This is a genomic window from Vibrio wakamikoensis (assembly GCF_050337275.1).
GTDB classification, from domain to species: domain Bacteria; phylum Pseudomonadota; class Gammaproteobacteria; order Enterobacterales; family Vibrionaceae; genus Vibrio; species Vibrio chaetopteri.
This window is the reverse complement of record NZ_JAKJST010000028.1, coordinates 63145-82364: the sequence shown is the minus strand read 5'-3', so window position 1 is coordinate 82364 and position 19220 is coordinate 63145. Positions and strand designations below refer to the sequence as shown.

The following is a 19220-nucleotide window of genomic DNA, read 5'->3' as shown; positions in this document are numbered from 1 at the left end:
CCTGAACTCAATTGAGTCAGGCATTACACCAGCATGTCTATGGTTAACGAGCCATGCTGTTCGATGCGGCGTAAAACGTTGAGCAGTTCTTCATCCGGAAACTGGCGGATCACATCCCCCGTTTCCTTGGCATACACCGTGAAAATATTACGTCCAGATTCTTCGTCGACACTAAACGCTAATCCCGTATTCATGTCGCTTAAAAATTTATCCAGTCGCTCGACCATTTTCTCGCGCTCAACATCATTAAGCTGCTGTCGCTCGTTGGCAATGCGTTGAATGACTTCGGTGGCTTTCTTGTTAGTCAGCTCCGGCGTCTCGGTTTTATTGACCTCGTCAACCGACTGAGATTTCTCTTTATTCTCGGTCGTTAGCTGTTGCGAGGCGGCATCTTTAGTATTTTTTGAAGCAAGTTCTGTGCCACTCGATGAGGCAAAAGGCTGAAGGTTCGATGCGTAGGATGAAATGTCCATTCTCGCTCTCCCGTTTCTAACCTCGTATTGTCCAACTCCAACAAAGGTACTTCTTGTTGAGCAATAACATTGAAATTGGAAGTTGACGGTAAAGGGATGTTACCGCCAACCAACCTGCCTAAGGTCTACGACGAAATTAGCCTAGTAGGCTAAGTGCCGCCGATGGAGACTGCTTCGCTTGAGCAAGAATCGATGTACTTGCTTGTTGCAAGATTTGATTCTTAGTCATAGACGTCGTCTCTTTTGCGTAGTCCGTGTCTTTAATGCGACTGTTTGACGCATTCACGTTCTCGTTGATGTTGCTAAGGTTGTTGATTGCGTGGTTGAAACGGTTTTGGAAAGCACCAAGTTCAGCACGCTGAGAGTCAACACTCTTAAGTGCGCCATCAAGCACTGCAACCGCTTCTTGAGCGCCAGCTACCGATGTTACATCGATATCTTTCACTGTCACATCTTGACCCGCGCCGATGCTAAGATCAGAAGCTAGAGAGCCACCAAATGTCACATCACCCGTTACTTTTTGCGTTGAAGCGTAAAGCTGCAGTTTGCCATCATCGCCAACAGACGCTTTCACATCTTCACTTTGACCATTGATGTACGTCGCTAACTGCTCAATATCGTCGCCTTCTTTAGCCTTGATATCTTCTGTTTGTTCTTTACCGTGTTTATCGGTGTATTTCATGGTTAGGGTTGCGCCAGCGCCAACTTTCCAATCGGCATTAGCTCCAACGGTTGCTGCGTAGCTCGTGCCACCCATTTCTGCCGTATCAGAGCGGAGGTTACCCATAGAAAGCATTACCGCTTCGCCAGAGTCGGCACCGATTTGGAAAGATTGTGTGCCGTAAGTACCGTTAAGAAGACGGTTACCACCGAAAGAGGTAGTTTCTGCGATACGGTTAAGTTCGTCGTTAAGCGCTGTCACTTCTTCTTGAATCGCAACACGCTCTGACTTTGAGTTTGAGCCATTAGAAGATTGAAGCGATAGGTCACGCATACGTTGCAGGATATTGGTGGTCTCGTTCATCGCACCTTCTGCAGTTTGCGCGATAGAAATACCATCATTCGCATTTTTCACCGCCATATCTAGACCGCGGCTTTGCGACGTCAAACGGTTAGAAATCTGTAGACCCGCAGCGTCATCTTTTGCGCTGTTGATTTTATAGCCAGAAGACAAACGCTCCATTGATTTTTGTGTACCTTCCGCAGCGGTATTCAGATAACGCTGGGCGGTCATTGCAGACACGTTAGTGTTTACATTAATTGCCATATTGATCTCCTTAGGCATTTAGGGATAGATGGCCTCTGTGTCTCTCACCTCACGTTGGCACATCTGATTTCATTTCTCTCAATCCCTGTAACGGCGATTCATTTAGAAGCTTTAGAAAAAAAATGTGTTTTTTTTATCGTAAATTCAATTGATTGAATAAATGTGAGTTTGATCGTGATAAGTCAGGCATATTGACAGTAGGAAATGACAAAGGCTGGGAGAAATCATGGGAGCGTTAAAAGGGCGAAAAAAAACCAGAGCCGAAGCTCTGGTTTGTATAACTGGTTGGGTATTTGATTAACCCAGCAGGCTTAGTGCCGCGTTTGGCGCCTGCTTCGCTTGCGCCAAGATTGAGCTTGATGCTTGCGATAGGATTTGGTTCTTAGTCATCGCCGTCGTTTCTTTCGCGAAGTCAGTATCTTTGATACGGCTCTTCGACGCGTTCACGTTCTCGTTGATGTTATCCAAATTGTTGATTGCGTGGTTGAAACGGTTTTGGAATGCACCAAGCTCTGCACGGTGGCTGTCCACGTATTTTAGAGCTGAGTCTAGGATAGCAACCGATTCTTGCGCGCCGCCTACAGATGTTACATCAATCGTATCGACCGTGACTGCTTGACCTGCTTGCATGCCTAGCTCACCCGCTAGACCGCCAGAGAATGTCACTGCGCCATCAACTTTGTTGTTACCAGCGAATACTTGTAGCTTACCGTCTTGGTCAACAGACGCTTTCACCATGTCAGTTTGACCATTGATGTACGTCGCTAGCTGCTCAATGTCATCACCCTCTTTCGCGTTGATGGTGATAGTTGGTACGTCGCCAAAGCTATCTTTCAGGTCAATTTTAAGGTCGTTGGCACCTGCCGCTACGCTCCAGTCTTTGTCTTTCGCGTTAGCAGCTTGGTAGCTAGTGCCACCCATTTGTGCGTTATCAGAGCGCATATCACGTAGGCTCAGCATAACCGCTTCACCGTTGTCAGCACCAATTTGGAATGACTTAGTACCGTGTGTGCCGTTAAGTAGCTTGTTACCACCGAAAGACGTGGTTTCTGCGATACGGTTTAGCTCGTCGTTTAGCGCTGTCACTTCTTCTTGAATCGCAACACGCTCAGCTTTTGAGTTGGAGCCGTTTGATGATTGAAGTGATAGGTCACGCATACGTTGCAAGATGTTGGTGGTCTCGTTCATCGCACCTTCAGCGGTTTGTGCGATGGAGATACCATCGTTAGCGTTACGAACAGCAACATCAAGACCACGGCTTTGTACGTTCAAACGGTTAGAGATTTGTAGACCCGCAGCGTCATCTTTCGCGCTGTTGATTTTATGACCTGAAGCTAAACGCTCCATTGACGCTTGCTGAGATTGGTTTGCGTTGTTTAGGTAACGCTGCGCTGTCATCGCTGATACGTTTGTATTTACATTCACTGCCATGTTGTTTCTCCAATTGATTTTCCGGTGTAGCGGTTTCCGACGTCTCGGAAAACCAAGTAGTTCTCTCAAAGTTAATCTTTTAACGACACGGTGAAAAAAACCTTTAGGAAAAAACGGAAAAAATTTAAATAAAACATCCGTTTGATTACGAAATGAGCAAACAGCAATAGATTGCAAAAAAAGTGCTAAAGATCTCTCATTGGCGGCCGAAACAATCAGATTTTTCGCTTTAAAATTGGCTTAGAGAGCACGGAATGGAAGAGGTTGAGGTGGCAAAAGATTGAGTGGATAAACAGATTTCTGGTAACACAAAAAAAGAAAAAGCCCCTATTCCTTTGAGAGAACTGGGGCTGGATGGAAGCCATGACGTGTGTGGAGATCAAGAGAAATGAACACAATCCGGCGTTCCGACATATCTCATGGCCGTATCAGGGCAGGTTGAGAGAGAACCCCAACACTTTCACAAGGTATGCTTGCCAAGCAATAAGATAATTACGCCACGTCTGGCTAGGTATCTTCTGCTTTATCTGGATGTCTTACTATTGTAGTAGAGACATCGCAGAGTTAGGCAACTGTTTCGCTTGAGCAAGAATCGAGGTACCTGCTTGTTGCAGGATCTGGTTCTTAGTCATAGCGGTTGTCTCTTTAGCGAAATCGGTATCCTTGATGCGGCTATTCGACGCTTCAACGTTTTCTTGGATGCTCGCCAAGTTATTAATACTGTGGCTCAGACGGTTTTGCTTCGCACCAAGGTCTGCACGTTGTGAATCTACATACTTAAGTGCAGAATCCAATACCGATATCGCATTCTGTGAACCCGAGACTGTGGTCATGTCAATATCTTGTACTGTGGTTGGCACGCCTTTGCTGCCAAGACCCAATTCTTTTGCTAAGTTCCCAGAGATAGTGATCTTGTCACCTAAATCAGGCTCCGCAACAAAAATCTGTAATTCACCGTCATCTCCTACTGACGCATTGACTCTATCAGTCTGGCCATTGATGTAAGTAGCCAATTGCTCAATATTATCGCCAGCCTTTGCGTTAATAGTGATTGTGTCAGTCACACTTTCACCATCTTTTTTGGTAGTAAATTCAAACGCAATATCATTCGCCTCTGTTTTCACCTCCCAGTTAGAATCCATCGCTTTCTTAGCCGTGAAAGTTTCCCCCCCCATACGAAAATCATCCGCACGGATGCTGGTCAGGCCCATGATCATGGCTTCACCAGAATTGGCACCGATTTGGAATGATGCATCACCAAACGAGCCGTTAAGCAAGCGACGACCACCAAACGAGGTGGTTTCTGCAATACGGTTTAGTTCCGCTTGCAGAGCTGTCGACTCTTCATTGATAGCTTGACGCTCTGATGGCGAGTTAGTGCCGTTTGACGATTGAATCGCGAGATCACGCATACGCTGCAGAATATTGGTCGACTCATTCATCGCCCCTTCTGCCGTTTGTGCAATCGAGATACCATCGTTAGCGTTTCGCATTGCCACGTCCAAACCACGAGACTGCGCAGTTAGGCGGTTAGAAATTTGCAGACCCGCTGCATCGTCTTTGGCACTGTTAATTTTGTGGCCTGATGACAAACGTTCCATCGACGTATTTAAGTCATTCGAAGACTTATTGAGATAACGCTGCGCGGTCATCGCAGAAACGTTAGTACTTACTGTAATTGCCATTTTGCTCTCCTAAATGAGTTCGCAAGCGCTTCAAGTTGGATTGCGACGCGGCCAGATAGCCGTTGGCAACGACTGACCGTCTACATCCACCTGATACCCCGTATCAGATGGAGTATCTGTTCAAATTCTCTGCCTGAGCCCTGCCAAAACGGCAAAGCACAGTGGTTCAATTTAGTTAATACAAATCACGTGCCAAGTTTTGGAACCTGAATCATGTTTTATCTAAGTTATTAACAATCAATAAGTTAAACTCTTTATATTCATCACTCAGATGGGTTTTAGGCAGCTTATTGATAAGAGTGGCAATGTGGCTGTACGCTGTTTTGCCGCTCTTAACTTTGCATTCCTGCTCCTAAGGCTTGGCACATAGGGCAACCGAGAACACAAAGCGAAGAATTATAAATAGTTAAATAAAGTCAGATCTTTGGTCTTACCAAACGCAAGCTGCGAGGCTTGCAGCGCTCTTGAATTCTCTTCAAATTCAATCACCGCTTTTGAGTAATCCAGATCTTCAAAATTGCTTTTCGAGCGCGCTAGCGAGATTTTGAAATCTTCATGCTGCGCCTCTTGAATATCTAATGTCCCGAGCCTTGCGCCGGTATCAGTACGCGCCTTGGTCAAATGCATAAACGCAGTATGAAATTGTTCTGTGGCTTGATGCAGCTCAGCACTGGCACTGGCATCGGCGACATCGTTATCCATTCCGACAATGGCATCGCGAAACGTATCGAAAACACTAAAGGTTTTTTGTGGTTCAAGCTCAATGGCATCACCCGGCGTGACTTGACCTCGAACGCGAATGTTCAACCCTTCGAACTCAACACCAGTTTTCGGATCGTAGTCGTCCGCTTTCACCACTGCGCCATCGCGCTCTAACTGATAGCCAAAGCTATCATTGCCCATATCGACAAAAGTCACTTTGTAGCGACTCTCATCACTGGCGTTGCTGTTGGTGGCTCGTTGCAATAGCAGCTCTGAAGCATTTTGCAGCTGATAGTTTGCTGAATAGTCGCCAAATGGGTTTTCAATTTCCATAAACAGCTTGCTGCCAGGATCGCTGGTCGCAATTTCCATGCTGTTTGAAATACGCATCTTGCGTTGGTAGTCATCACCGGCGTACGACATCTTGCCATTGCTATCGACAAAAAACGGCTGAGTACGACTCTTAGTCCCTGCAAACGTGTAGTTGCCGGATTCATCTTGCGTGTTTGCTAGTGCCAAAAAGTTCACCGCCAACTCTTCAATTTGGCGCGCCTTAGCTTCGCGGTCTTGTGGCGACAGCGCACCGTTGATCGCTTCCATGGTTAAGCGCTTGGCGTGGTCGGCAAATTGCTCGGTTTCACGCAGCATCACTTCTTGATGCTCTAGACGGTTACGAGACAGCACGATTGAGTCAGTATGCTGGTTTAGCTGTTCGGTTTGCTGACCCACTTTCTGCAGGTAGTGCACCGCTAGCGGATCATCCGCAGGCTTTTGTAGCTGTTTACCTGACGCTAGCTGCGCCTGGTTGTGGTGAATTTTGTTTTCCTGACGACGCAGGTCATTTTGAACAGTTTGATAGTTATGAAAACTAGAAATGCGATTCATCATGTTCCATTACCTCCTATCGCAATGCCAAAATGGTATCGAAGGTTTCATTGGCCGCCTGCATCACGCGTGATGAGGCCATATACGCCTGCTGAAACTTCATCATATTTGCCGCTTCTTCATCTAGGTTTACCCCAGAAATGGACGCGATACGGCTTTTCGCCGATTCGTGTTCAAGATTGGCCACTTCTTGCAATCGAGTTGCCGTAGACGCTTTCAGGCCAACCTCGGTATTTAGATTGTGATAAACATCGATTACCGTCGAGTTACCACCATTCAACGTTTTGTCTGTTTGAATGTTGATCATTTTGCGAAGGTTACCGTTATCACCTTGCGCTGGGTTTAGGTTTGCGGCAAACCGGTCGTTAGGTAGCGCGCCATCAGTCAGCTCAAAGGTCGTGCCCAAGACGGTAACAGGATCGGTTGGCGGATATAGCTGAGGCGTCAGTAATACATTGCCTTGCTTATCTGTGACCGCAAATTCTTTCCCGGTTGGCGATACATGGACTTCGAACTCGCGAAGTTGGCCTGCACCAAGAATGGTAAATTTAGCGTTACCTTGAGCACGTGTAGAAGAAGCCTCAAAGCTGTTTGCAGCAATAGTTTTTGGATCATCGGTCGCCATTTTCATCGTCGCAGCGCCATTTCGCGTCGGTCTTAGCAGGACTTGCTCACCTACTTCAGGGGCGTTTTTGATGTTGACTACCATGCCATCTAGATAAAACGCACCCGAGCTAACATTCACGTCTACGGTTTGCTTTTCACCATTTGGTTTGGTGACCAAGTAGTTATTGCCATCAAATCGCAGCTCGTATTCACCGCCTTGCAGTTCGCTCGTATCGGCAATGTATACCGCCATATCGGCTTTAGAGTTTGGTGCGGTCACCACACGTGATTTGGCAATCACTTCGCTATTTACGTCAACGAAAATGTCGGCACCCACTTGACCATTAAGATCCAAACCTTGGTTTTGCAACTTGTTGACTTCAAAAGAGAACGCGGTGGCAAGCTTACCTAACTCGTCCATAATGAATGGGATCTCTTTATCACGCAGATCCAACATCCCTTCGATCTTACCGCCAATGTCATCGGCTTTGATTGGTTTGATCCCCTTGCCTTCGACCATAGCTAAGCGTCTTTGGTGAACGTCGGGCGAGCCGTCGATCATCTTCAATTGGCTTGCTTCCGTGCCAGAGACTAGGGTGTGGCCATTGCCAATGTGAACATTAAACCCTTCTGATTCAGCCTTAGGTGTCACCGTTACTTTGGTATACTCCGATAGCTCTTTGATAAGCAACTCGTGCTTATCCATCAAATCAATGTGCGGCCCTGGTGTTCTCACCATTAGACGATGAACGTCGCGGATCTCATGAGCAAGCTGGTTGACACGCTCAATACCCATATCCAACTTTTTGTTGGCGGTATCGGCTTGTTGACGCATCGATTCGTGAAAGTTGTTCATGGTTTGACGAATCAAATCCGCCTTTTCAAGCACCACCGTACGAGCACCAATATCATTCGGTGTATCGGCAAGCGTTTTGACTGAATCAAACCAGTCATTAAGGTTCTCTGGAATTTTTTTCGACGCCACCGATGACAGCATGCCCGACAACAAATCGAGATTGGACAAGCTCTCATTGCGAAAATTCATCTGAGTGGTGGCCATATTGAGCTCTTTGACGGCAAACTGATCCCAAGAGCGGCGAACATTTTCCACATGCACACCCATACCGTAGGTTTGCCCACCAAACTGCCTAGGGTCACTGGTACCCTGAACCACAGATTGACGGCTGTAACCCTCTGTATTTGCATTAGAAATGTTATGACCAGTCGTGGTTAACTGTCTCTGAGCTGTGAGTACACTTTGTGACCCTAAGTTCAGAAGATCTGACGCCATATCGCCCCCAAAAACCTCAAAATCGGGCAATAGTCATCATGATTTGCCCGTCGTTGATAGTTAAAATGCAACATGTATGCCAGTTGCTAAAAAATGCCGGAAGCGAATGTTTTTATGGATAAAAAACGACCGATGAACGACCATTTTCTTAAGCTAGAAACGACATCGCTCGGCAACGATGCCGAGCGATGGTGATTAGAATCTTGATGAAGACTAAAACGCCATGTCATCAATCTGTTTTTTAACCCTAAGTACCTTATCGGCATAGCTTGGGTCGGTGGCGTAACCCGCCTGATGAATATCACGAATGAACGACTCAGAGCCTTCACTGCGATTTAGTGCCGACTGGTAGCGTGGGTTTTCATTCAAGAACTTCACATAATCATTGAAGCTATCTTCATAGGTACGATAAGAGCGGAACGCAGCACGCTCTTGCACTGGCACATTTTGGTGGTATTCCAGAGTTTGCGTTGCCACCTTATCACCACCCCAGCTGCGATCTGCTTTGATGTTGAATAGGTTGTTACTACTGCCTTGACTGTTGTTGACGACTTTTTGCCCCCAACCTGTTTCCAGTGCCGCTTGCGCCAGGAGTAGCGATGAGTCCACACCCAAAGATTTCGCCGCGCGATTGGCGTACGGTTTTAGCGAACTCACGAAACTCTCTGGTGTCGCAAAATCGACTTGCTCGGCTTTCGCTCTTGTACCATCAAGGCCAAGTGCTGCCGCCGTTCGACGCGCTTTAGCCTCGTCGTACTTAGCTTCACGCTCTGGTAAATCAAACGACTCATTACGCACACGAAGTTCATGATTGCTTGCCGCTTGCGCTTCTGGCGCACGCGCCGCACCAAGCTGAGCAACAATCATGTCCGCAAGCCCAAGGGATCCGTTAGCACTCAACTCACTCGACATCTGCTCATCGAGCATTTGGCGATAAAACTGGTTGTTTTGGTTCATGGATAAGTCAGACTCGAAATGGGTATTCGCATCACGCATCGACTTAAGCATCATGGTGGTAAAAATTGACTCGAACTGACGCGCTGCCGCTTTCAGCGCTGCGTCATCGTCCCCTTCTTTACCGCTGACAGCTTGCTGACGAAGTTTGTCTAGGCTACCGATATCATGAATAAATCCGATATCGTTGGGATTTTTCATCATGTTAGCGCTCCTAGATTACGATCAGCTGGCCTTCGATAGCGCCTGCTTGTTTCAGCGCTTGTAAGATAGCCATGAGATCCGAAGGCGCAGCGCCAACTTCATTCACCGCACGTACCAAATCATCCAGTGTTAAACCCGGCTCAAACTTAAACATTTTGCCTGAGCCTTCGGTCACTTGAATGTCTGAATTAGGCACAACCACCGTTTCACCACCAGCAAATGCGTTAGGCTGACTAACACGTAGGTTTTCTTTAATGGCGACCGTCATACCGCCGTGAGTCACTGCCGCTGCTTTTAGCTTGACGTGTTTACCCACAACGATGGTGCCAGTTCGAGAGTTAACAATGATTTTTGCGCCGCTGTCGGCGGTATCAAATTCCACGTTTTCAACCGCAGATAGGAAGGCAACACGCTGGCTTAAGTCACGTGGCGCACGAACGCGTACCGAAGTTGCATCCAATGCGTTCGCCATTTGCGGCCCCAAGAAGTCATTGATGGCATTCGCCATGTTTTGTGCAGTGGTAAAGTCTGACTCTAGTAGGTTAAAGGTGATGTAGTCACCGCGAGAAAATGGGCTTGGTACTTCACGTTCGACCGTCGCACCACTTGAAATCATACCTACAACTGGGTTGTTACCAACAATCTTTGAGCCATCGAGACCTTCGGCACTAAAGCCACTCACAACTAGGTTACCTTGAGCAACCGCATAAACCTCACCATCCAAACCTTGCATGAAGGTTTGCATCAGTGTGCCGCCGCGGAGGCTTTTTGCCGCACCGATAGAGGACACGGTGACATCAATCTTTTGCCCCGGCTTAGAGAAGGCCGGCAACTCTGCGGTTACAATCACCGCTGCCACGTTTTTGAACTTAGGCTTGAAACCGATCGGCATTTGAATACCGAATTTTTCCAGCATTGAGCGAAAGCTCTGCTCGGTAAACGGCGTTTTTTCACCAGTACCTGGTAGACCCGTTACCAGACCATAGCCCACCAGTTGGTTACTACGTACACCGGCAACTTCTGACACATCCTTGATGCGTGCCGCTTGCACACTTGCCGCGGCAAAGCACAAACCCAATAGTAAAAACGTAAACTTTTTCATGATGTTACCCTAAAAACAAACAAACCCTCTTAGGAGAGGGTTTGCCGCTTACGATTCGATTAATCCACTCCTATAGAGAGACATTAAAAAATCGTGCCAAGAATCCAGGTTCTTGCATATCTTGTTGAGTTCCAGTGCCAGAATACTGAATTCGTGCGTTAGAAATACGATTTGACGCAATGGTGTTATCAAACTCAATGTCATCTGGACGAATAGTGCCACTAAGTCGAATGTACTCGTCACCGGTATTCAATGTTAACCATTTTTCGCCGCGAATCACCAGATTGCCATTTGCCAGGACCTCAATGACTTCAACGGTAATCGAACCAGAAATGCTGTTACTTTGGTTTGCTGATGCATTGCCTTTAAAGTTATTGTCGTTTTTAAGCTCATAAGAGAAATCATAGTCGTTAATCGTCACCGGACGACCACCCACCGCTAATGGCTCCATGGATGAGTCATTGGCTTTCGACAAATCGGCATCGGCACTTTTTGCCGCTTTGGTGGCTTCATTCAGCTCGACAGTAATAATGTCGCCAATACCACGTGGTTTGGAATCATCATACCAATCGCGAGCGTAATTGGTGTTAAACAGTGAACCTGTCGCCGCCGCGTAATGCTCTGGCTTATTTTTTGGGTGAATCGGCGCCCAAGCAGGATCGTCAGCAACCGGATCCGTTCGGCCGCGCAGCGTATCCACAATACCAGTTGATTGAGAGCGATCACCCTCGACGGCATCAACCGCTGTGGTGCTATCAGCGACTTCGTCGACAGTTTCTTGCGGGCCAAATTGCGCACAACCAGACAACACAGCCAATAGCGAGATACAAAACAGTTTTTTCATAAGTCAGGCCTCTAGCTACAGCTGCTGGTTAGCAAAGCTCATCATCTTGTCGACTGACGAGATCACTTTAGAGTTCATTTCATACACGCGCTGCGCTTCAATCATGTTGACCAGTTCTTCCGTCACGTTCACGTTTGATGTTTCTAGTGTTGATTGACGAATTTTACCAAAGCCATCAAGACCTGGAATGCCTTCGTTTGGATCGCCACTGGCGCCCGTTGGCAAGTAAAGGTTTTGACCAATCGGCTCAAGGCCGCCTGGGTTAATAAAATCAACGGTCGTGATGTTACCGACCACTTGGTTATCTTGCTGGCCACGCACACGTACTGACACTTCACCATCTGTACCCACGGTAATCGAGATTGCATCTTCTGGAATGGCAATTTCTGGCTCTAGTGCATAACCTGCACCCGAGGTCACAATGATGCCTTCATCGTTTAACGTGAACTGACCATTACGGCTATAACCGATGTTGCCATCCGGCATCAGTACTTGGAAGAAACCATCGCCCTCAATCATCATATCTAGGCTGTTGGTGGTGGTTTGTGCATTACCTGGTGTGTGGATTTTCTGGGTCGCAACCACTTTAGAACCGGCACCTAACATTAGGCCACTTGGCAGCTCTGTGTTTTGCGATGACTGACCACCAGGTTGATTAATGTTTTGATAAAACAGATCTTCAAATACCGCGCGGCTTTTCTTGTAGCCAACGGTTGAGGCGTTCGCCAAGTTGTTTGAGATGGTTGAAATATTGGTTTGCTGCGCGTCTAAGCCAGTCTTACTTACCCAAAGTGCCGGATGCATATTCTTCCCCTATGTCCTTACCAATTAACCCATGCGAAGCAGTGAATCAGACGCTTTGTCCATGTCTTCTGCTGTGCTCATGAGTTTCACCTGCATCTCAAACTGACGCTGCAGATCAATTAAACTTGTCATCTCACCAACGGCATTCACGTTACTGCCCTCAACCGCGCCGGTCATCACTTGCACGGCGGCAGACGCTTCAAAACCAAGCGCTGGATCTTTGCTGCGGAACAAACCGTTAGTGTCTTTGAATAGTGAGCGGTTATCTGTGTTGGTGAGTTTGATTCGATCCACCACTTCCATCTCATCTGCTGGCGCGTCTTGAGGAATAACCGATACCGTGCCATCACGACCGATTTCGATTTTTCTTAGTGGGATTGGCACCGTGATCGGTGTACCACGCTCACCAAGAACCAAATGGCCGTTGCTGTTCGCTAGAAGACCATTTTGATCAACACGCAAACTGCCGTTACGGGTGAGGCCTTCTTTGCCGGTTTTATCCAGCACAGAAATCCAACCTTGGCCTTCAATGGTGACATCGAGATCACGACCTGTGGTCACAACACTGCCCTGCTCAAAGCTATGGCCTGGACGCTCTGTCATGCTAAACACACGGCTTGGCAACCCTTCGCCATATGCTTGCATTGAGCGCGCTTGGGCAAGGTCGGCACGAAAGCCAGGTGTGCTTGCGTTAGCAAGGTTGTTCGCTCTTAGCTGCAAAGCTTGCATATTTTGCTTCGCTCCGCTCATGGCGAGATACAGGGCACGATCCATTGATAGCTCCAACATTCAAAGTACTAGAGCGTTAAAGCAATCTCTGTGCCAAAAAATATTATTTATATTTATCAGTCATATAGAAAGATTTTGTAGGAGCAATTGCCAGATCGGCAAGGGCGGCAGGCGCGGCAATGGCAAGGGAAAACGGCAACGCGGCACCGGGCGGCAAAGCATTGCTGAAAAAACACACAAAACCACGTAACAGGCAAGAACCTATCACGCGGCTATTTATCATTAAAATCCAGTTATGGAGCTAACTGCGATTAGCGAATTTGCAGGATGTTTTGTTGCAGCTGGTTATGTACATCCAATGCACGCGAGTTTGCTTGGAAGTTACGCTGCGCTGAAATCAGATCCACCAGCTCTTGAGTCATGTCGATGTTCGACTGCTCAAGGGTACCGTTATTAACCGTACCAAAAGAGCCTTTGTTGGATTCACCCCAGATCTTTTCACCCGATGCTGAAGTCGAATCCCACTGAGTACCGCCTTTCTTGTCAAGGCCTTGCTCGTTTGCAACTCGAACCAATGCCACGCGGCCAAGGTTCTCGTTCTTACCATTCGAGTAAGTAGCCATAACGTTACCTTCCTCATCAAAGTCAACTTTGGTCAAAAAGCCTGGTTTTGCTCCATCCTCGTCAAGTTTTGTTATCTCAAATGGCGCAGCGTAAGAAGTATGATCACCTAATTTCATTGATATAGTTTGGTCGGGATCCGAGTCTTGCAAATCAATATTAGCTTCTGTACCTAAGGCAACACTGGCAACAGGGTTACCGCTATTTACACTATTAAAACTACCATCATTATTAAACTTAAGTGTATGCCCCACGTGTGGATCTGTACCGCCCGGATCTGCATCCCCACCCTCTATGTTAAGCGGTTTCTCTCCTTCAGCATCAGTAATCGTATAATATGCGTGCCAAGTGTTCGGCGTTTGATCTGATTTGAGATAGTACGTTGTCATTTTGTAGGGGTTGCCTTGCGAATCATTTACTGTAAATGAGGTTGAACGGTCATAAGTATCCTCATCTGAAAAATTGAAGTTCGCAGGGTTATGCTCTTTGTTCGGTGTAGCTGGTAGGTTAGCTCCAATTTCTACCGTTTCTGTCTCTTTAGGCACACCAAAATCCGCTTTAACTTCAATTGGCTTTGCTTCATAAGATTCAACTTGACCACTATCTTTATTAACTTTGTAACCCAGCAAAAACTCATCGTTTGACGTCACGAGCATATTATCTTTGTTTAAATGGAACGCACCGTTACGCGTCAGTTCGTTTTGCTGTGGAGTATTAACATCTTTCGCCACCGCAAAGAAACCTGTGCCGCTAATACGAAGATCCATTGGGTTATTAGTATAGATACTCGAACCTTCATGGAATTGTTGCGCGACAACGTTCGCCTGCGCACCGCCACCCGGAGTGGTTTTTGCGTTAGTGAACAAAGAGTTTGAGTACACATCACCAAATTCAGCACGCGACTCTTTAAAGCCGTATGTGTTGGCGTTGGCAATGTTGTTACTGGTGGTGTTCAGATCTAGCTGTGCCGCAGATAGACCGCTTAAAGATACATATGACATTCCTAATCTCCTAATCTAACCAGCGGTTATGCTTTGCCGACTTCCAGTACTTCTGCTAGTCGAACTGGGCTTTCAAAGCCAGCTAGGTTGAGCAGTACGTTTCCATCGCCTTTACCAAGAAGTACACTGTTGACGTTGGCGTACGTCGACACTTCAAACTCTCGGCTTTCTCCTTCCATCAAGCCAGAAGCTTTCACTCTGTACTTGCCAGCAGGCATTGGATTACCTTGATCATCTTTGCCGTCCCATTCTACGCGTGCATCGCCACCAGGCTGTGCACCCACATCGAAGGTACGAACCAATTGACCCATTTCATTTTCTACACGAACAAGCACGTTATCCATTGATTGCGGCAACTTCACCATTGCGGCCATACCAGCATCAGCCGGCTTAATACCTGCCGCGCCTGGTACCAGCACGTCACGCCCTACTAACGAAGACGCTTGCAACGCTTGGTTAGAGGTCATTGATGAGTTAAGGCTTTCGAACTGAGTGTTCATTTTGCCAATGCCATCAACGGTCGCGAACGACGCCATTTGCGCAATCATTTGGTCATTACTGACCGGCTTAAACGGATCCTGTTGAGACAACTGCTTAGTGAGTAGTGACAGGAAGTCTTCTTGCTTGAGATCCTGTTTACCCGTGCTCTCTTCAGTCTTGCTTTGATCTTGCAGTTTTTTTAATTGGTCAAGGTAGGATAAACTGCCTTGACCAACATTGTTGATTCCAGCCATGTGCTATCTCCTATCTCTATTTACCCATTCGCAGTGTGCTCATGAGCATCTGCTTACTCGCATCCGCCACCTGAACATTGGTCTGGTAAGAGCGAGATGCTGAGATCATGTTTGCCATCTCTTCCATCACGTTAACGTTCGGCTTGTAGATGTAGCCTTCGTCGTTCGCCAATGGATGATCTGGGTTGTATTCCGCGCTAAGTGGTTTATCACTTTCCGCAATGCCCATCACTTTCACAGGCACGGTATGGTCGCGGTTATATTTTGCTTTGCTCAACTCAGCACCAAACACGGCATGGCGTGCCTTGTAGGTGTCTTTCGCTGAACTACTAATGCTGTCGGCATTGGCGAGGTTACTTGAGGTGGTGTTTAGACGAACCGATTCGGCGCTCATCGCGCTGCCCGTTACATTGAAAACGTTAAATAAGCTCATCTAAATTACTCCCCTTTGATCGCTTTGGTCATGTTTTTGAACTTGCTTCCTAGAAAATCAATCGAAGCTTGGTGACGCAATTGGTTCTGCATGAACAAGTTTCGCTCTAGATCCACATCGACGGTATTGCCGTCGCCCGTATCTGGTTGAGTCGGCGTGCGGTACAACACTTCGCCAGAAACATTGGTGGAGGCAGAAATGTGCCGTCCATCGGTGCGACTAAGACCAATACTTGCCCCTGAGCTTGCCGCTTTTAACGCACGGTCAAAGTCCATCCCTTTCGCCTTAAAGCCAGGAGTATTTGCCTGTGCAATATTGGTAGAGATGACTTCTGCATTCTTTTCACGTACCCCGACGGTATGTTGGTGAATGCCTAGTGCATTGTTAAAAGAGATGGCCATTTAAACCTCATCGTTCAAAAACAGGTGCCTGTCATAGTTACAAAGCAATATCCGCGCCAAAAATGTTTGCCAATGTAAAAATTGCCTTCATTTTCGTGCAAGCGGACGATTTAGTGAGTGCTATAACGAAAACTGTCTAGCAAACACTGCGCCAATAAGGCGTTGGATGATTAGGAATGTCATTGCACCGCTCATCCACACTATGGGTGAGCATAGCAAATAAAAAAGCCTTGGTGATACACCAAGGCTTTGAGAAGGGATAACCATCAACGGAAATTGTTAGGGTTTAAGCTTATAAATGATGCCCGGGTTACAACGCACCATTTCAAATTGGTCAGTCAAACCCGTCAACGACTCTGACGCGCCTAGCAGCAGATAACCGCCAGGGTTTAGGCTGCGTGCCATTTGGTTGAGTACTTTGGCCTTCATATCCGGCGAGAAGTAAATCAACACGTTGCGGCAGAAAATAATGTCAAACTTGCCCAGCAAGGCGTAAGAGTCCATTAGGTTCTGTGGCCTAAAGTTAACCAAGCGCTTGACGTTGTCTTTGACTTTCATCTTACCGTTGCCGGCATCTTCAAAAAACACGCGGCGACGCTCAGGCGACAATCCGCGTCCTAGCGCTAGATTGTCATATTCACCGACTCGGCACATGTCGAGCATGGTGTTGGAAATATCCGTGGCAGTGATCGACACATTTGGAAGTAAACCAGGCTTCTTGGTTTGCGTCTCTAAAATGGTCATGGCCATCGAATACGGCTCTTGGCCTGATGAGCTTGCCGCTGACCAAATTTTTATTGGTCTTTTGTTTGCCGCCGCTTCAGGTAGGAGCTTATCGGCAAGCACCGTAAACGGATAACCATCGCGAAACCATAAAGTCTCGTTGGTGGTCATGGCATCTACTGCGGCAATGCGTAACTCGCGGTTACGTCCAATGACAACCTCTTTTAACAGCTGTGACAAAGTGCCTAAACCAAACTTTGATACCAATGGGCTCAAACGGCTGCGCACTAAATATTGCTTGCTATCACCAAGCACAATGCCGCATTGGGATTCCAAAAAGCGGCTAAATTCACGATACTCTTGATCGCTAATGGTTATCGCTGTCATTCAATTCTCTATACTACTTTACTAAAGGCTTGCTTTTTAAGGCTGCACTTTACACAGCCGACAAGCTCTCATTTTTTACTTTTAGTCAGCGATGACTGCGGCTTTTACAGCGCCTCCAAGCTCTTCTGGGTTGAACTTGGCGATAAACTCATTGGCGCCTACTCGCTCAACCATCGCTTGGTTAAATACACCACTTAACGAGGTGTGAAGGATAATGTGCAAATCTTTCAGCTCGGCGTGACGGCGAACCTCTGCCGTTAACGTGTAGCCGTCCATCTCTGGCATCTCAATATCAGAGATAAGCAGCGAAATTTGGTCGTGAATGTTACCTTCATCGGCCATTTCTACCAGCTTGTTGTACGCTTCTTTGCCATCTTTAACCAAAATGGCTTCAAAGCCAATAGACTCAATCGCTCGTTGTACCTGTTTTCTCGCAACAGCCGAGTCATCAGCAATCATAATGCGTTTTACCATTGGCTTCTGCTTTTTCTGCTCTGCCACGGCAATTTCTTCGACAATGCGATGATCCATTTCCTCACGCACTGGTGAAATCTCCGCAAGGATCTTTTCTACATCAAGAATTTCAACCAGTTCATTATCAATATTGGTGACGGCAGTCAGGTAGTTTTCTTTACCTGCACCTTCTGGTGGCGGCAAAATCGACTCCCAGTGCATGTTGATAATGCGTTCAACAGAGCTGACTAAAAAACCTTGTACACTGCGGTTAAACTCGGAAATGACAACAAAGCAATTCTCAATATCGGTGGTTGGTCGACCACCTACTGCTAAGCTCAAATCAATCACTGAAATAGTCTGACCACGGATGTGCGCCACCCCTTTCACTAACGGATTTAGGTTAGGCATACGGGTGAGCTTTGGACACTGCAGCACTTCTTTAACTTTGAACACGTTAATACCGTAACGCTGGCGGCCCATCAAACGAAAGGTCAACAACTCTAGTCGGTTTTGACCTACTAGCTGCGTTCGTTGATTCACCGAATCCAAGATACCGGTCATAAGTTCATCTCCATCTCAAACTTTTAAGCTAAAAAAGTGATAGTCTATCTCGGCCTCAGAGAACCCGAGAAACAGAATGCTGTATTATAAGACATCTTTTTTGCATACTACCAGCCGTACTTTTAGGCAAAAGTGTCACTGGCTTTGCCTCTTTATCGTCTGGCACACGATATTCTTTAGCGTATTAACGCACGCAGCAACGCCTGAGCAAATAGAAAACATTCAAAAGGCTGCCCAAGCTCATGTTTTAGAGACCATTGAGCAGCCCCTTGGCGGTGAAATCGTGGCAACCCCTGGCCGGATAGACAGTCGCATCCATGCAACTGATTGCCCTTCACCACTCGAAACCTCGTCGTCGACAACGAGAAATACCAGCAGTAACGTGACCGTTTTAGTTGAATGCCTGGAGGATAACTGGCGCATCTACGTGCCCGTTAGAATGTCCATTTCGATGCCTCTAGTGACGGCGATACGACCACTCTCTCGCGGTAGTTTGGTGGAAGCGCACGATGTCACCATGACCATGGTGGATAAGAACCGTGCACGACGTGGCGGTTTTAGCGACATGAACAGTGTCGTTGGTGCTAAACTGAAGCGCAACGTAAAACTGGGTGATGTTATCGAGCGCAACGATGTCTGCGTAGTTTGTCGCAACGAAAAAGTAGTGATTCGAGCGGTAAAAGGCGAGATGACCATCTCCACTAGGGGCACGGCACTATCGGATGGTTCACATGGCGATCAAGTAAGAGTGAAAAATGACAAGTCTCAGCGTATAATTGAGGGAATTGTCACCGGTGTTGCAGAAATTACCGTTAATTTTTGATTTTTTTCTAAAGATTTTGATTTGCACGTCGATATGGACGGTATACACAAATACATTGTGTGACATTCAGGGCTACAATACGTGGCCACAACCAACGCAATAT

Annotated in this window: 19 protein-coding genes; 1 reads left to right on the top strand and 18 read right to left on the bottom strand. The window is 47.0% G+C overall.

What is annotated here, in order from left to right:
• Positions 1-23 precede the first annotated feature (23 nt).
• The 18 genes from L4C42_RS17115 to L4C42_RS17030 all read right to left on the bottom strand — a co-directional run bounded on the left by L4C42_RS17115 (position 24) and on the right by L4C42_RS17030 (position 18294).
• Complete coding sequence (locus L4C42_RS17115) at positions 24-473, bottom strand: flagellar protein FlaG (RefSeq protein ID WP_429761389.1); 450 nt, start codon at positions 471-473, stop codon at positions 24-26.
• Positions 474-609: 136 nt separating this feature from the next.
• Entirely contained in the window at positions 610-1740 is a 1131-nt protein-coding gene (locus tag L4C42_RS17110; protein ID WP_429761387.1) for a flagellin, read from the bottom strand.
• Positions 1741-2037: 297 nt separating this feature from the next.
• On the bottom strand, positions 2038-3171 hold the full coding sequence (locus L4C42_RS17105) for a flagellin (RefSeq protein ID WP_429761385.1): 1134 nt from the start codon (positions 3169-3171) through the stop codon (positions 2038-2040).
• Between the two features lie 539 nt (positions 3172-3710).
• Positions 3711-4856 (bottom strand): flagellin, encoded by a 1146-nt coding sequence (locus tag L4C42_RS17100; RefSeq protein WP_429761383.1) that lies wholly within the window; start codon positions 4854-4856, stop codon positions 3711-3713.
• Between the two features lie 396 nt (positions 4857-5252).
• Positions 5253-6446, bottom strand: a complete 1194-nt coding sequence (flgL, locus tag L4C42_RS17095; protein ID WP_429761381.1) for a flagellar hook-associated protein FlgL — start codon at positions 6444-6446, stop codon at positions 5253-5255.
• A 13-nt stretch (positions 6447-6459) separates the two neighbouring features.
• Positions 6460-8340: a flagellar hook-associated protein FlgK gene (flgK, locus tag L4C42_RS17090; RefSeq protein WP_429761379.1), complete on the bottom strand. Its 1881-nt coding sequence runs from the start codon at positions 8338-8340 to the stop codon at positions 6460-6462.
• 213 nt (positions 8341-8553) lie between these two features.
• Positions 8554-9498, bottom strand: coding sequence for a flagellar assembly peptidoglycan hydrolase FlgJ (gene flgJ, locus L4C42_RS17085; protein WP_429761377.1), 945 nt, complete (start codon positions 9496-9498; stop codon positions 8554-8556).
• Between the two features lie 10 nt (positions 9499-9508).
• Positions 9509-10600 (bottom strand): flagellar basal body P-ring protein FlgI, encoded by a 1092-nt coding sequence (locus L4C42_RS17080; RefSeq protein ID WP_338164992.1) that lies wholly within the window; start codon positions 10598-10600, stop codon positions 9509-9511.
• 70 nt (positions 10601-10670) lie between these two features.
• Complete coding sequence (gene flgH / locus L4C42_RS17075) at positions 10671-11444, bottom strand: flagellar basal body L-ring protein FlgH (protein ID WP_353496754.1); 774 nt, start codon at positions 11442-11444, stop codon at positions 10671-10673.
• Positions 11445-11459: 15 nt separating this feature from the next.
• Positions 11460-12248, bottom strand: coding sequence for a flagellar basal-body rod protein FlgG (gene flgG / locus L4C42_RS17070; RefSeq protein WP_112462175.1), 789 nt, complete (start codon positions 12246-12248; stop codon positions 11460-11462).
• 24 nt (positions 12249-12272) lie between these two features.
• Positions 12273-13022 (bottom strand): flagellar basal-body rod protein FlgF, encoded by a 750-nt coding sequence (gene flgF / locus L4C42_RS17065; protein ID WP_353496755.1) that lies wholly within the window; start codon positions 13020-13022, stop codon positions 12273-12275.
• Between the two features lie 58 nt (positions 13023-13080).
• Entirely contained in the window at positions 13081-13260 is a 180-nt protein-coding gene (locus tag L4C42_RS17060; protein WP_429761373.1) for a hypothetical protein, read from the bottom strand.
• 28 nt (positions 13261-13288) lie between these two features.
• On the bottom strand, positions 13289-14599 hold the full coding sequence (flgE, locus tag L4C42_RS17055; RefSeq protein ID WP_429761371.1) for a flagellar hook protein FlgE: 1311 nt from the start codon (positions 14597-14599) through the stop codon (positions 13289-13291).
• Positions 14600-14625: 26 nt separating this feature from the next.
• The gene (gene flgD, locus L4C42_RS17050; RefSeq protein ID WP_338164997.1) at positions 14626-15333 is read right to left on the bottom strand and encodes a flagellar hook assembly protein FlgD; all 708 of its coding nucleotides are present in this window, start codon (positions 15331-15333) and stop codon (positions 14626-14628) included.
• A gap of 16 nt (positions 15334-15349) precedes the next feature.
• Positions 15350-15766: a flagellar basal body rod protein FlgC gene (gene flgC / locus L4C42_RS17045; protein WP_429761368.1), complete on the bottom strand. Its 417-nt coding sequence runs from the start codon at positions 15764-15766 to the stop codon at positions 15350-15352.
• 5 nt (positions 15767-15771) lie between these two features.
• Positions 15772-16167 carry a flagellar basal body rod protein FlgB gene (flgB, locus tag L4C42_RS17040; RefSeq protein WP_042496988.1) on the bottom strand — a complete coding sequence of 132 codons (396 nt, stop codon included), beginning with the start codon at positions 16165-16167 and terminating at the stop codon, positions 15772-15774.
• A gap of 279 nt (positions 16168-16446) precedes the next feature.
• Entirely contained in the window at positions 16447-17277 is an 831-nt protein-coding gene (locus L4C42_RS17035) for a CheR family methyltransferase (RefSeq protein WP_429761366.1), read from the bottom strand.
• An 81-nt stretch (positions 17278-17358) separates the two neighbouring features.
• A complete protein-coding gene (locus L4C42_RS17030) occupies positions 17359-18294 on the bottom strand; it encodes a chemotaxis protein CheV (protein WP_429761364.1) in 936 nt (311 codons plus the stop codon).
• A gap of 76 nt (positions 18295-18370) precedes the next feature.
• On the opposite strand from L4C42_RS17030, the gene flgA reads away from it, so the two are divergent.
• Positions 18371-19117 (top strand): flagellar basal body P-ring formation chaperone FlgA, encoded by a 747-nt coding sequence (gene flgA / locus L4C42_RS17025; RefSeq protein WP_429761362.1) that lies wholly within the window; start codon positions 18371-18373, stop codon positions 19115-19117.
• The last annotated feature ends 103 nt before the right edge of the window (positions 19118-19220 follow it).

What these genes read in the sequence shown, in the direction of transcription:
- L4C42_RS17115 (WP_429761389.1), bottom strand. Translation starts at nt 473, where the DNA reads ATGGACATTTCATCCTACGCATCGAACCTTCAGCCTTTTGCCTCATCG.
- L4C42_RS17110 (WP_429761387.1), bottom strand. Translation starts at nt 1,740, where the DNA reads ATGGCAATTAATGTAAACACTAACGTGTCTGCAATGACCGCCCAGCGT.
- L4C42_RS17105 (WP_429761385.1), bottom strand. Translation starts at nt 3,171, where the DNA reads ATGGCAGTGAATGTAAATACAAACGTATCAGCGATGACAGCGCAGCGT.
- L4C42_RS17100 (WP_429761383.1), bottom strand. Translation starts at nt 4,856, where the DNA reads ATGGCAATTACAGTAAGTACTAACGTTTCTGCGATGACCGCGCAGCGT.
- flgL (WP_429761381.1), bottom strand. Translation starts at nt 6,446, where the DNA reads ATGATGAATCGCATTTCTAGTTTTCATAACTATCAAACTGTTCAAAAT.
- flgK (WP_429761379.1), bottom strand. Translation starts at nt 8,340, where the DNA reads ATGGCGTCAGATCTTCTGAACTTAGGGTCACAAAGTGTACTCACAGCT.
- flgJ (WP_429761377.1), bottom strand. Translation starts at nt 9,498, where the DNA reads ATGATGAAAAATCCCAACGATATCGGATTTATTCATGATATCGGTAGC.
- L4C42_RS17080 (WP_338164992.1), bottom strand. Translation starts at nt 10,600, where the DNA reads ATGAAAAAGTTTACGTTTTTACTATTGGGTTTGTGCTTTGCCGCGGCA.
- flgH (WP_353496754.1), bottom strand. Translation starts at nt 11,444, where the DNA reads ATGAAAAAACTGTTTTGTATCTCGCTATTGGCTGTGTTGTCTGGTTGT.
- flgG (WP_112462175.1), bottom strand. Translation starts at nt 12,248, where the DNA reads ATGCATCCGGCACTTTGGGTAAGTAAGACTGGCTTAGACGCGCAGCAA.
- flgF (WP_353496755.1), bottom strand. Translation starts at nt 13,022, where the DNA reads ATGGATCGTGCCCTGTATCTCGCCATGAGCGGAGCGAAGCAAAATATG.
- L4C42_RS17060 (WP_429761373.1), bottom strand. Translation starts at nt 13,260, where the DNA reads ATGATAAATAGCCGCGTGATAGGTTCTTGCCTGTTACGTGGTTTTGTG.
- flgE (WP_429761371.1), bottom strand. Translation starts at nt 14,599, where the DNA reads ATGTCATATGTATCTTTAAGCGGTCTATCTGCGGCACAGCTAGATCTG.
- flgD (WP_338164997.1), bottom strand. Translation starts at nt 15,333, where the DNA reads ATGGCTGGAATCAACAATGTTGGTCAAGGCAGTTTATCCTACCTTGAC.
- flgC (WP_429761368.1), bottom strand. Translation starts at nt 15,766, where the DNA reads ATGAGCTTATTTAACGTTTTCAATGTAACGGGCAGCGCGATGAGCGCC.
- flgB (WP_042496988.1), bottom strand. Translation starts at nt 16,167, where the DNA reads ATGGCCATCTCTTTTAACAATGCACTAGGCATTCACCAACATACCGTC.
- L4C42_RS17035 (WP_429761366.1), bottom strand. Translation starts at nt 17,277, where the DNA reads ATGACAGCGATAACCATTAGCGATCAAGAGTATCGTGAATTTAGCCGC.
- L4C42_RS17030 (WP_429761364.1), bottom strand. Translation starts at nt 18,294, where the DNA reads ATGACCGGTATCTTGGATTCGGTGAATCAACGAACGCAGCTAGTAGGT.
- flgA (WP_429761362.1), top strand. Translation starts at nt 18,371, where the DNA reads ATGCTGTATTATAAGACATCTTTTTTGCATACTACCAGCCGTACTTTT.